Annotated in this window: 8 protein-coding genes and 1 pseudogene; 4 read left to right on the top strand and 5 right to left on the bottom strand. The window is 68.6% G+C overall.

All coding sequences use genetic code 11. The annotated features are described in order from the left end of the window. Positions 1 to 63 precede the first annotated feature (63 nt). A pseudogene (locus F3L20_RS35210) lies at positions 64 to 297 on the bottom strand (recombinase family protein); the annotation flags it as partial. A gap of 739 nt (positions 298 to 1036) precedes the next feature. Here F3L20_RS35210 and F3L20_RS33840 point away from each other — a divergent pair. After that, positions 1037 to 1246, top strand: coding sequence for a hypothetical protein (locus F3L20_RS33840; protein WP_150157873.1), 210 nt, complete (start codon positions 1037 to 1039; stop codon positions 1244 to 1246). Between the two features lie 1186 nt (positions 1247 to 2432). On the opposite strand, the gene F3L20_RS33835 is transcribed toward F3L20_RS33840, so the two are convergent. Then, positions 2433 to 3170: a hypothetical protein gene (locus F3L20_RS33835; RefSeq protein ID WP_240811039.1), complete on the bottom strand. Its 738-nt coding sequence runs from the start codon at positions 3168 to 3170 to the stop codon at positions 2433 to 2435. 166 nt (positions 3171 to 3336) lie between these two features. On the opposite strand from F3L20_RS33835, the gene F3L20_RS33830 reads away from it, so the two are divergent. Then, positions 3337 to 3897, top strand: a complete 561-nt coding sequence (locus F3L20_RS33830; RefSeq protein WP_240811038.1) for an HNH endonuclease — start codon at positions 3337 to 3339, stop codon at positions 3895 to 3897. Between the two features lie 380 nt (positions 3898 to 4277). Here the strand turns inward: F3L20_RS33830 and F3L20_RS35205 are convergent, their stop codons facing one another. Then, positions 4278 to 4475: a hypothetical protein gene (locus F3L20_RS35205; protein WP_240811043.1), complete on the bottom strand. Its 198-nt coding sequence runs from the start codon at positions 4473 to 4475 to the stop codon at positions 4278 to 4280. Between F3L20_RS35205 and mobF the strand changes: the two genes are divergently transcribed. Both mobF and F3L20_RS33820 read left to right on the top strand, forming a co-directional pair. After that, entirely contained in the window at positions 4386 to 9020 is a 4635-nt protein-coding gene (gene mobF / locus F3L20_RS33825; RefSeq protein ID WP_240811042.1) for a MobF family relaxase, read from the top strand. The genes F3L20_RS35205 and mobF overlap by 90 nt on opposite strands. A gap of 976 nt (positions 9021 to 9996) precedes the next feature. Beyond that, complete coding sequence (locus tag F3L20_RS33820) at positions 9997 to 10563, top strand: hypothetical protein (RefSeq protein ID WP_150157871.1); 567 nt, start codon at positions 9997 to 9999, stop codon at positions 10561 to 10563. 60 nt (positions 10564 to 10623) lie between these two features. Here F3L20_RS33820 and F3L20_RS33815 read toward each other — a convergent pair whose 3' ends face one another. Then, a complete protein-coding gene (locus tag F3L20_RS33815; RefSeq protein ID WP_150157870.1) occupies positions 10624 to 11238 on the bottom strand; it encodes a hypothetical protein in 615 nt (204 codons plus the stop codon). Further along, positions 11235 to 13127, bottom strand: a complete 1893-nt coding sequence (locus F3L20_RS33810) for a type IV secretory system conjugative DNA transfer family protein (RefSeq protein ID WP_150157869.1) — start codon at positions 13125 to 13127, stop codon at positions 11235 to 11237. Before F3L20_RS33810 ends, F3L20_RS33815 begins: the two co-directional genes overlap by 4 nt. Positions 13128 to 13217: the final 90 nt, after the last annotated feature.

The following is a 13217-nucleotide window of genomic DNA, read 5'->3' as shown; positions in this document are numbered from 1 at the left end:
GGAGATGAGGTCCTGGATCGAGCGGCCGAGCCGGTCCAGGGAGGGCACCACGAGGGTGTCGTTGGGGCGGAGGTAGTCGAGGCACTTCCACAGTTCCTCACGCTCGGTGTTCCGGCCGGACTTCTTCTCCGCGAAGATCCGGGCGCACCCGGCGCCCTCCAGGGCGCTGATCTGCCGGTCGAGTAGCTGGCCCTTGGTGGAGACGCGGGCGTAGCCGATGAGGACGCCGGAGGGTGCCGCGGGAAAGGTCGTCAAGGGGTCGTCGCCGTCTTCGGCCCACTGGGGAAGTGTCGTCATGGACGGACACCGTACAGAAACCGGTGCCGACAGTTTGTTGGACGCCCCGACTTGTTGGACGGCCTATCTGGACACCGAAGCGCCGTCGCGAGGGCGTCGCCGCCGTCGAGCGGCCCTGTGTCCAACAAAAGATCGGTTGTTGGACGCTGCCGGCCCACGCCACCGTGGGCGGTTTACGTGGCCCGCGCGACGAGCTGTCATACCGCGAGATGCCGAGGCCCTGGGTGCTGAGGGCATCATGCCGAAGAGGGGACCACTGGCATCCGGAGACCGTGCGGCGGATGCTCAGCAACGTCAGTGGCCAACCGCCCAGCCTGCCGGACCAGAAGGACAGAAGGCAGCTCACCGACTGACACGACCAGTGTGAGTTGGAGCACAGCCCCGCGTGCAAGTAGTACACCCGCAAACCTCGTCTGACCAGGTCTTTTTCCCGGTAGCGCTACGAAGGTAAGAGGTTGAGCAACACAATACCCGTCTGCCGAAATCGTGTTCCCCCTCCCCTGCAAAACATCACGTTCTACCGATTTGCGGCTTACGGCATTTGGCGCCTGCTGTCAGTGCCACCAGTACGGTTATGGCTACCGAAAACGCCCTTCGGCTGCATGACGAAGGGAGACCCCCCATCGCGGTCCTCGCTTCCTACGGCCGGCCGCGGGGGGAATCTCCCTCTCGTGTCGTCGAGGCCGTCCGTCCTGCTCAAGGGAGAACTGACCGAGTGACGCCCCTCGAAGGTACAACAGTGACGACCGGAGCGCCCAGCTCCGTATGGCTCACATGGGTAACGGTCCTGACTGGACTCATCTCCATCGTCGCCGTGGTCATCCTGTCGCTGACGCACAACCCGGAAGCCGCGAGCGTCGTTGGCGTTATCGGCACGGCTGTGACCGCCAACGGCGTGCAGATCGGCATACGTAGACGCGGCCGGGAGCCGCTCCAGACCGCCGAATAGATCCATCATCCGGGCCGAGATCGACGCCGGCTGGGTGCGGATACGGCACCTCTCGATGTATTCAAATCGGGGGGCAACAGTCGCGCTCGATCCCCCGAACCGGCTTGTTTCCGCAGGTCATCGCCTTTGTCAGCGGTGGTCCATAAGCATCGAGTACGTTCGGCCGGATTCGGTGAGCCCGCGCGGGCTGCGTAGGCTTGCTCCTGGTGCGTCAGAACGAGGACATCCGGGCCGAGTTCGAGGAGCATCACCCGCGCCAACGGGTTGCTTGAAACCGCGTAGTCCGACCGATCTCGACCCCGGGAGGCAAAAAGATCGCGGCCCCCTGCGCCAACAGGGGGCCGCCGCGTAGCCCGACCCTCTCGTCCAGATTGTCCGAATAGCCCGATCCAAGAGCTTTCGACTGTTAGGAGAAGAAGAATCAGTACCGCCATCGAGCCTAAGGCTCACAACGCCGAATCGTCGAGTTTGAAATGCCTGAAATGCTGCGGTTGGCACCTTTATCGGGGAGTAGTACTACCTGTCATCTCCGCCAACTCCGTTGACGAGCTGGGGAGTGGCCAGTGAGCCTGCTCCTCATCTTCGCCCTCGTGCTGGCAGGTGTTGGCGTCTACATGTCCTACCGGGACCCCAAGCTTGGGGCAGCCATCCTGGTTGGACTCGCCATCATCACGGTGCTGTACCTCATCTGGGAGAAGGACCCGCCGGTCTTCGAGACGGACCGCCCTTCGCCCTCAGCGCCCACTTACGTCCTTCTCGCCGACCCGGGCGGGATCTCAGGGCACGTTCCTACTGGTAGCTCACCTATGCCATCCCCATCTTCGCCACCCTCCTGACGAAGATGACATGGCCAGCGTGAGGTTCGCCCCGATGTTCCTTGCGGAGCATCGGGGCCCTCGCGTTACTAGGGTCAGTAACCCACAACTCGCTGTCCCCGGTTACTGACCCAGGGCGCCCAATCTGCGGCGGCCGGCGGCAGGTCAGGCCGGAAGGCTCGTCGTGGTCCTGGTGCTCGTCGACGTCGGCCCGCTCGACAGGCACGAGCCGCGGCACTTCCTTTTTCTCCCTCTCAGGTGAGGGCCAGTTTCTATAATTCCCGCAGGTCAGGGGTAAACCGTCGCAGTGGACTGTTACCCGGTTCCGCGTGGCAGAGCCCGCCGCCGCGATGCGACAGTGCGAAGAAGTATCAGTCAGCGAGGCCCAGGTCGTCCAAGGTGGCGCCGCCCGCCCAGCTCCGCAGCTGGTGGCCGTCGAGGAGGTGGACGCCTCCCTGGCGGGAGGCCCAGAGCACGTCCGCACGGCTGAAGGCGCCAAGGTGGACCACGACCCGGATCAGGTGGTCGACGCCGGGCCGTCCAGCCTCCCGCAAGGGAGCGGGCCCGCCCGTCACCTTGTTCTCGTCCGCCGTCGCCACCGGGCGGAACGCGACGTCGAGTTCGCGGCCCCGGCGGTCCCGGGCGTACAGGCGCGGCCGCCCCTCCCGCGCGCTCAGGTCGACCACCTGCCAGCCGTCGCGCCGCAGCATCCCCGCGACCGCCACCGCCAGGCCCGGGTCATCGAGCCTGGCCAGCTCCGCCTCGGTGTAGCGGCCACCGCGCCGGCGGGCGACCGACTGGTGCAGGCGCAGGACCGCGGCTGCGGCGACCGCCAGGAGGACGATGCCGAGCACCAGGCCGCCGACACCGAGCGCGCGGTAGAGCCAGCTGAGCAGCAGGACGGGCGCGAGCACGGCCAGGCCGAGACCGATAAAGCCGGGGAGCACGTCGCGCAGCTCCGGCCCGTACCGGCCCTGGGCGCGCAGTTCGGACACGGCCCGCTGCCGTTGTGATCGGCGTGAACCGGGGACGGGCGGCCGGCGCCACCAGACCGGCATGGACAGGCGCCGCCGCTTCGTCATCTGCAGCGCCAACTTGATGACCGACAACGCTTCCCCCTCCGTCCTGCGGTAGAGATACCCGCTCGCCCCCATGCCCCGCCAGTCAGACCCTGGTTTGGCCGAGTCCGGGGATCTGGCGACGAGTCGGCCGCCGTTGAGGGGGCCTGGAATCCTAGTTCCAGCCGCTGGACCTGAGATGGAATTGGAGGCACAGATGACTGACCCTGAGTCGATTAGCTCCGTGGCCTACCCGAGAGCAGCAGGCACGCCGACTCCTCTTGTGCCGTGGCAGTCCCTCGCCGCCGATCCGTCGACCGCCGCCCGGTACGAGGCGAAGGTGTACCGCGGAGGCCCAACGGACTGTCACTGGTGGCTTGGCGCCATCAGCGACTCCGGACACGGAAAGATACGGGCGGGTAGCCGTCCGGCGGGCACCTCCCGCGTAGTCTCGGCCCACGTACTCGGGTGGGCCATCCACCACGGTACGGACGCCCTCCGTGGCGGAGCCGTGGTCATCCGCCACATCTGTGATGAGACCAGCTGTCAGAACCCCGAGCACTGGATGGCAGGGGACCGACTGCAGAACATCCTGGACTTCCAAGCCCGCCGGAACCTGTCCGGTCACGCGCTTGCGGACGTGCGGGGCCCGGCTGGCCGGGCCGTCGCCGTTCGGGACGCCATCCTGGCGGCCGCCCCGGGCCGCGAGGCCGACGCCATCGCCGCCGCTCTTGCGGCTGGGCATCCTTCCGGCGACCACCAGGACGCCCTCTGGTGAGCGAAGCGAGTACACGCTAGGCCGGGCAGGCGCAGCGGGCCCAGAGATCGAGGGTCTGCCTCGCACCGCCGGCGCACCCGCCACCGAAAATCACTCCTGGTAACAGTCGAGGCCCGCCCCGTGCATCCGGGGATCGGGCCTCTGTCGTCTTCCGCACAGCCTACTGGGCTAACCTCCCGCAGCCGTCAACAGTCGCCCACCCAGGCTCCACGTGCGATCACCAGCAGGCCGCAGGACCATCGGACAGATAGGCAGCCAAGAAGGGACCCAGACCACCAACCACGGCCAGGCCAACGGATCTATGAATGCCGCCCAAGACCCAGACCACCTAACAGACAGTCAAACCACAGGCACGAACATCTCTCTAACACACCCTTGCATTACCATCCGATGGCCCGTACCGTGATCATATGACCGCTACCGTGAGCCCGGGATCTGACCCGAGCTACCTGATTGATCAGGTGGGGCGCGGTGGCGAGCACTACTACCTGAAGGCGATCGAGCAGGCCGGAGAACCGGCCGGTATCTGGCTCGGGGATGGCGCCGATGATCTTGGTCTGACGGGTGAAGTCGATCATGCGCTGATGAGCGACATGTACTCGAAGTTCACCGACCCCCGCCTGCACGAGCAGGTTCATGCGTCACTCTCCGCGATCACGGCGGAGCCCGGATCAGACGAGTACAAGGCTCAGGTAGCCGCCATCTACGACGAGGCCCGGGTGGGTCGGAAGCCGATGGACTACACGAAGTCCATCGAGGAGCGGGTGGCCAAAGCGCTGGACGAACTGGGGCCCGACGCGACCCCCGAGCAGCAGCGCGCGGCGGAGCTGAAGGTGCGCCAGAACGCCCCCTCCGCACGGTCGTACTACGACGTCACGTTCTCCGTGCCCAAGTCGTACTCCCTGCTGCACGCGGGGTACCAGATCGAGGCCGCGCGGCTGCGCGACGCCGGCGACATGGAGGGCGCGGCCGAGGCCGCAGCCAAGGCTGACGCCGTGTGGGAATGCGTCATGGAAGGCGTGCAGGCCGGACTGGAATTCCTCCAGGAAGAGGCCGGGTACGCCCGGGACGGGCGCCACGGTGCCAAGGACGCGGACGGCACGCCCACCGGCCGCCAGGTCGACGCGCACCGCTGGACGATCGCGTCATTCCGGCAGCACACGAGCCGGGACAACGAGCCGCAGATGCACGTGCACAACGCGATCTGGAATCGCGTCCAGGCCACGTCCACCGACCCGGTGACCGGCGAGACCCGCACCAAGTGGCTGACGATCGACGGGCAGGAGATCTACCGGCACACGAAGGCCGCCGGGCACCTCTTCGAGAAGACCACGGACGAGGCCCTGTACCGCAAGCTGGGGTTGCGTACGGCGATGCGCCCGGACGGCATGGCCCGCGAGATCGTCGGTATCGGTGAGGAGAAGCGGGACAAGTTCAGCAGCCGCCGGAAGACCATCACCAAGAAGACCGCCGAGCTTGCCGCCGAGTGGGAGACCGCCAACGGCCGGTCGCCGTCCGCCCACGAGCTGGCGCGCATGGCGCAGTGGGCGAACCTGAACGCCCGGAAGAACAAGTCCGAGGCCATCCCGCGCGAGGAGCTTCTGGCCCGCTGGGAGGCCGACATGGTGGCCGACACCCGCGAGTCCCTGGCGGGCGTTCCAGCCGCCGCCGAGGCAGCCACGGCCGAGTTGGAACGCGACGCGGCCGAGTTGGAATCGGGCCTGGAATTCGACCCGGAGGACGTCGTGCGCCGGGCCGTCGAGAACGTCCAGGACCAGAAGTCAGCATGGCGCCGGGCGGACCTCGTGGTGGAGATTTCCAAGGAGCTGCCCGACTGTCTCGGAGGGCTGGAACGCCACCAGGTCAAGGCGATCGTGAACGAGCTGGCCGACGCCGCGCTGCAGTCGGGCACGGACACTGGGGTGGTGCGGCTGACCGCGCCCAACCTCGTCCCGCTCCCCGCCGAGCTGACCCGCGAGGACGGGCAGTCCATTTACGCCCGCCACGGCGCCCGCCGGTACGCCACGGAGGCCCACCTGGAGCGCACCGGCCGCCTGATTGCCAAGGCCACGGAGCTGGGATCCCCCGCCGTGGTCCGCGAGGTGATCGAGGAGGCCGTGGCTGGCGCCCAGCTCAACGAGGGGCAGGAGAAGGCGTTCCGCGCCATCCTCGGCTCCGGCCGCCGCATGGAGGTCGTGGCCGCCCCCGCTGGAACTGGAAAGAGCCGTCTGGCGGGTGCGATCCACGACGTCTGGACGAAGGAAGTCGGGCCTGTCATCGGTCTGACCGTCAGCCAGCGCGCCGCCCGCGTGCTGTCCGAGGAGGGCGTGGAGAACGCGGCGAACATCGCCAAGTTCCTGCACACGAACCGGCGCCTGGAATTGGGTCTGCCCGTGCTGGAATCGGACCGCGAGGCCCACCAGCTCCGCCCCGGCCAGCTGGTCATGGTGGACGAGGCGTCCATGGCGGAGGACGGGCAGCTGGACGAGATCCGGCGGTACGCGGACCGCGTGGGCGCCAAGGTGCTGTACACCGGCGACGGAAGCCAGCTCAGCGCCGTGGGCGCCGGCGGCATCTTCGCCCAGCTCAGTGACGAACTGCCCAACGTGCACCGGCTCGACCAGGTGATGCGTTTCTCCAGCGAGTGGGAGAAGGACGCGTCCCTGCAGCTGCGGGACGGCAAGCGCGAGGCCCTGGCCGCCTACGAGGACCGCGGCCGCCTCCGTGGCGGCACCCGCGAGGAGATGGTGAGCGCCGCCTACCAGTCGTGGCTGGCGGATTACGTGGGAGGCAAGAACTCCCTGCTCATCGCCCCGACCAACGAGCAGGCCGACGAGCTCGCGGCCCGCGCCCGCGCCGACCTCGTACGGCTCGGACTGGTCGCGGAAGAGGGCATCGAGCTGGAGAAGCGCGGCCTTACCGTCGGTGTGGGCGACATGATCCAGCTGCGGGAGAACAACCGGCGCTTGACCGCCGCGAGCGGCGAGCGCTTCGCCACGAACCGGGACGTCGTGAAGGTGCTGGGCATCTCCGACAGCGGCGCCGTGACCGTCGCCTACGACGACGGGGACACCCTCCAGCTGCCGCCGTCGTACGTCGAGAACCACGTGGACCTGGCGTACGCGGGCACCGTGCACGCCGCCCAGGGCCGCACCGTCGACACCTGCCACACCCTGGTGGAAGGCGCTGGAACGCGGGAGTCGTTCTACGTCGCCATGACGCGCGGCCGCGATTCCAACACGGCGTACGTCGCCATCGACGCCGCCGGCGTGCCCGTCGAGCAGCGCCCCGACAAGCTGGCCGTGCTGACCCAGACTCTCGACAATTCCAGCGCCGAGAAGTCCGCGCTGCAGGTGCAGCGCGAGGAGCTGGAATGGTCCCGCTCCCTGGCCAAGCACACGTACGAGATGGAGGACCTGGCGACCGAAGACGCCACGGTCCGCTTCGGTCGTCTGCTGCACGAGGAGCTGGGACCGGACCGGTACCGCGAGCTGCGCGACAGCGAGGCGTACGGCTCCCTCGTCCGTCTCGGCCGCAGCGCCGAGGCCGAAGGCCACGACGCCACCGCGCTGTTGCGCGACGTCGTGCAGCAGGGCCGCCTGGAAGACGCCAAGGACTTGGGCAAGGTGCTGCACTGGCGCCTGGAACAGAGCATTGACACCGCCGAGCGCCGCCAGGTCCAGGCCGACGAGCAGCGGGTGCGCGAGGCCGTCGAGACCCAGGAAGCCACCGTCAACGACCTCATGGGCCAGCTGGCCGTGGCGCCCGTCGCCCACGTCGACCACGAGGTGAGCGACGAGGCCCAGGCCGAGGCCGCCCGGCAGGCCGAGGCCATGCAGCAGGCCCCCGTGCTGGCCTGGAACGGCAGCCAGGAGGACGCCCTGGCCGCGCAGCAGGCAGTCATCCAAGCGCAGGTCATCGACCCGCTGGAGGCCCAGCGGGCAGCAGAGGCAGCAGCAGCCGAGCAGGCACAGCAGCAGGCCGCGCTGGACCAGGCCATGGCCATGCAGCTGGGCGCCGAAGTGCTGCACGGCGGGCAGGAGACCCAGGAGCGCCACCGCATCGCGGAGGAGCAGCGCCAGGCCGCCGAGGAGCGCGCCGACTGGCGCAACCGGACCGCTGGAATCGAGGGACCGAAGGGCGAGTACGCCCGCGCCGTCGCGGAGATTGCCGAGGCCAAGCGGCTGGAACTGGGACGGGAACTGGCGGAGTCCGAGGAGCTGCCGCAGTGGGCGCGGGACACGTTCGGCCCCGTGCCGGAGGATCCCACCTGGCGGGAACGCTGGATCGAGCGCGCCGGGTCGGTGCTGGCCTACCGCGAGGCGCACGAGTACGACAGCGAGCGCGACCCGATCGGCCAGCGGCCGGGCCGCGGTGCGGTCGACGTCCGCCAGGACTGGGACCGCGCGTACCGCGCCCTGGGCGAGCCCGAGGACCGGATGGAGCTGGTCGGAGCGTCGGACGCGTCCCTGCGCCGCATGGTTGAGCGCTACGACCGCGAGACCCAGTGGGCCCCGCCGCACGTCGCCGGCCAGCTGCGCGAGGCGAGCGAGTCCCTGGCCGACGCCGAGCGCGAGTCGCTGCAGAAGTACGTCGCCGCGATGGAGGCCGAGACCGACGAGCAGCGCCAGGAGCTGGAGCAGACCGCCGAGTCCTACGAGGCCCTGACCGCCACCCTGACCGAGGACGTCGAGAAGCTGGAACAGGTCCACACCGCCCGCGAGGCGTGGCACGAGCACACCGAGCCGACGCGCGAGCAGGCGCAGGCCGCCAAGCGTCAGCTGGAACTGCGCGCCCCGGAACCGGAGACCCTGGAACTTCCGGAGGACGTGCAGCAGGCCGAGGTGGAACCGGAGCTGGAACAGCAGCAGCCGACCGAGCCCGAGCAGCTGCAGCAGGCGCGCGAGCGGGCCCACAAGGCGGGCCGGACCCTCACGGGCGAGGAGCTGCAGAAGGCCGTCGACATCGCCAAGGTGGCGACGGAAGTCCTGGCCGACCGCGAGCAGACGCGGCAGATGGAAGAGGCCGAGCGGGCACGGCGCGACGAGCCCGTGGTGCAGCAGCCGGAACCGCAGATCGAGGCCCCCACGGTCGAGGTCGGCGGGTACGAGGTCGAGATGTAGCCCGACTGCACCCGGAAGGGGCGGACTGCCACCAGGCGGTCCGCCCCTTCGCCGTTACTCGAGGACCGGTCACTGAGCGGGGCTCCGCCCCACACCCCGGCCACCCTGCGGAGGGTGTGGGGGGCAGGGATCTTGGGTGCGGGTGTGTGGGTGGTGGAGTTGGTGGTGGGTCGCGGTGCGGCCCCCTCGTCGGACGGCACCCGGAGGGCACCACACCGCCCGCCGGCCATCCAGGACGCCTACGGCGCCGCGCAAGCGCGGTCGGGCAAGCCCGATCCTGGACGTCCGACGAACGGCGCGGTAGGGCTTCGCCTGCCGCCCAACGAGGGAACCACCCCGCTCAGCCCGGACCCGGGCCGCAGGCCAACGGGTCCTGACGAATGGAGAGCTAAGCCCGCGAGCTGACGCGAGTCCAGTCGATGAGTTTCTGCATGACCGCCAGCAGCGCCTCGTGCTTCTCTGGCCTCAGAAGCGGCCAAGCCATGAAGGCAGGAGCCATAAGCATCACGATTAGCAAGACCGGGAGAAACTTGATGACTACGAGAAGAGTGCGCGGGCTGACAAATTCGAGCAGGGATGTCCAGAAAACGCTCACCCCAGTATCCCTTCCGGAACATGTGCTGTGGTGAGCGGGGAGTGCTGCTCCAGAGACCACCACAGCGCCAACTAGGCTCACCGCTGGTGCAGCGAACCGTAGGACGTTGCGAACTGCCTCTGGAGTCTCGGTATCTGAGCGTTTAAATAGGCTTTACGCAGCCTGGGCTTTGACTCCCCAGGTCTTAAGCGACCTATCCCTGATTTGTGGTCACAAGCCCGTCTTCAGGGCGCTAACCAAGTCGAGTGGCAGCAGTCTCGTGTATAGAGCGCATCCCCCTTGATCATTTTTAAGTCATGTTCTAACAGGATAGCGGCTTGCTGTTGCAGGTACCAGGCTCAACTCTGGTGATGTGTCAGTCCCCGAGGCTACCGTCGTTCCATGGCCAGCAGCAGCGATCCGTGGAGCGAGCGCCAGCAGGCGCCGCACGGGCCCGCCGAGCCGCCCCAGCGGTCGGTGAGCGAGATCCTTGGAACCCCCGAGCGGCCCACGATTCTGCCCGGGGCAACGCCCCAGTGGCCGGGCCACGAGTACGGCAACACCGTGCAGCCGAAGCCGGAGCCGATTCCAGGGGTTCCAGGAGCCGTCCGCCGTCAGCGCGCCGAGCTGGAAGCGCTCCGGGACGATGCCGCCCGGCAGTACCACGCCGGCGAGGCCGCGCGGGTCCAGGTGTACGCCAACCACCACAAGGACGCGGCCGTGGCCCAGGGAGTGTGGGCGGCCGCCGCGTGGCTGCTGGGGGAGCTGCAGGCGAGCCCGATCAGCCACGAGGCGTACACGTACCCGTACACCGCCCGCGAGGTCGGGCGGGAAGAGACCCGGGCCCGGGACTGCATCGAGCGCAACGCCTGGCACGAAGTGGACGAGGACTACGCGGCCGGAGTCCTGCACGGCCTGGAGTGGGCGACGAGCACCGAGAAGCAGCGGCCCGTGCCGACAGCCGCCTGACCCCCAGCCGCGCGAAGAGGCCCGGACCATCGGTCCGGGCCTCTGTCGTCGTGCGGCGGATCAGCTGGGCACTTCGCCGGTCCGCAGCATGTGCAGGTACCCGTCGAGCTGTTCGCGGTCGTGCTGCAGTGCCTTGTTCTCGAACAGGTCGTGCTTGTGGCCGTTGCCGCCCTCGTACCCCGCCCTGCACTCTTCCAGGATGAACTTGCCCTGGCGCACAGCGTCGGGGAGCCAGCGGCCCAGCCACTCAGCGACCCGCAGCGGGGACGCCTCCTTGTCGAGATAGGCCCAGTGGTGGCTCATCATCAGGCTGGTGAGGGTTTCCACCATGTCCGGGTGCTGCCACCAGCACGAGGAGCCGCGCTCCGCGTACCCCAGCATCTCCTTGTAGGAGCGGGGCCAGCGGACCCGGAACGTGCCTTCCACCCACTGCAGGAGGATCTCCCACGCGCCCACCTGCTGCTGCGGGGTGAAGGCGTTCCAGTTCCAGACCGCCGGCGTGTCGGCTTCGGGCTTGCTGGCCAGCCGCTTGACGACCAAGGACAGTTCCTCGATCCGGTCCGCCAGCTTCTGTTCTTCCAGGGTGTCGAGGCGGCCGTTCACCTCGTCCAGCTGCCGCCCCAGCTCGCGGGTGCGCTCCCAGACGGCTTTCGTCTCCTTGGACTGCTCGGTCATCCGGTCTTCCCCCACATGCTCTGGTCAGCGGCCGGTGCCTGCCCAGGGATCGCGCCCGGGGCCGCCGCGGGCTGCTGCTGCGGGACGTGCGGCGCCGTGGCGGGCATCTGCGGCGGGAGAACGGGCCCGGCGACCTGGACGCCCTTCTTCTTCAGCTTGGCCTGCGCCTTCTCCTGCTTCGCCAGTTCCTTGACGTCCTTCCGGTTCCACACCGGGGTGAAGGCGTAGCGGATCGGCGGAAGGTGGCGGTAGAGGACGAGGCCGGTCCCTTCCTTCATCTGCCGGATGGCGTCCTGCGGCATGATCCGGACCCGACGCACCGAGACGCTGCGCGACGTCTTGTCGTCGTCGGTGGACGAGGAGGTGGCCACTTCCTCGTCCTTCTCCCCGCAGAGCAGGGACAGTTCTTCCAGATCCTGCGGGATGGACAGGCCGCCCAGAGCGACGCGGACGGAGTTGTTCATGATGGTCTGCGCGCCGTTGTTGCCCCACCGCTCGCGCAGCTGGGACGGGGACTGGACGCTGACCAGAAGCTGGATGTTCCGGCCACCCGCGTCCGCCGACCACTTGTGCAGCGGAAGCGGGCAGATCACGGCCGCCTCGTCCAGGACGAAGCGCACGTACGGGTCCATGCGGCCGCCGGGGCTGTTGTCCGCCTCCAGGTAGGCCGCCTCGTAGATCTCGCCCACCAGGGCGGTGAACAGCGGGGCGACGCTGCCGTACTGCTGGTCACGGCCCATCAGGTACAGGGTGCCGCGCGAGCGGAGGAAGTCGGCCACGTCGAACTTCTGCTGTCCGGGGCGGGGGGACACGATGTCCAGAACCTGGGGAAGCGACATGAACTCGAACGACCGGACCAGCGTCAGGTACACGCTGTCCCGCGTCTTCTCCGGGGCGTTGCGCATCTGCCCGAGGCCCCGGGCCCAGCCAGCAGGGACCAGCTGGGGGTGGCCCTCCAGGATCTCCAGGGGCTCACGGTTGGTCGAGTCGGTCACCCAGGCCCGGACGCGGGTCAGGTCGTAGCCCTTGATGCCCGCCGCCATCAGGTAGCAGGACAGCACCATGAAGGAGTGGCCCTCCCAGAAGGAGGCGTTCTCCATCGCCTCCCCGCTGGCCGAGGCCGACAGGAGGTAGCCCGCGCGGCGCAGCGCCACCACGGGGTCCTGGCAGCCCTCCACCAGGTTCCAGCGCAGCGTGTTCTCCACCCCGCTCACGCCCGCGTTGAACACCCACACCGGCCGGTTGTGCTCGCGGCGCAGCTTGTGGGTGTGCTCGTACAGATCCCCGCGGGTCGAGGTGACGACGCAGGCGCCGGCCGCGTCGATGACGGCATTGCCGTACTGGGCACTCTTGCCGGAGCGCGGCGGAGCGTACATCAGCACGATGTCCTCGCAGGCGACGAACAGGCCCTTCTTGTAGAGCAGGTCCGTGCCCAGGTGCAGGCCGACCTCATGAGGGCTGATGGACCGCCGCTTCTCCCCTTCCAGGGACGGGCGCAGGGTGCCCGCGCGGCCCCGCAGAGCGGACTCAGACAACCACTGTTTGAGTTCCTTGGGGTTGGCGAAGCCGACCTGGGCCGCATCGCTCCCGTTCGCGGTCGGCCCGCTCTTGCCCAGGTCCCACTTCTGCTTCAGGTGGAGATACCCGAGGACGGAGCCGCCCGCAAGCGTCGCACCGAACCCCGCCCATCCGCCGAGGGGGAAGTTCGAGCCCACGACATTGATGAGGTCCAGGAAGCCGCCCATGGACGGCTCGGGCAGGCCGCCCTTGTCCGTGTCGGCCGCCACAGCGACGACGGGCAGGCCGGCGGCCGCGTACGGTGCAGCGACGCCCCACCGTGCCGGGCCGACATGGAACGTCATCTTGTCCCCGTCGAGGACGCGGCGCATCCACCGCGGCTCCGGGCCGTGCTGAGTGGGGGAGCCGTGGGCCGTAGTCTCTTCCTTGCGTGACACGAGGGTTCCTCTCTTGTCGCGAAG

The sequence above is a fragment of the Streptomyces tendae genome (assembly GCF_008632955.1).
Classification (GTDB): domain Bacteria; phylum Actinomycetota; class Actinomycetes; order Streptomycetales; family Streptomycetaceae; genus Streptomyces.
The sequence above is the reverse complement of the archived record's forward strand: the minus strand, read 5'-3'. Positions and strand labels throughout refer to the sequence as shown.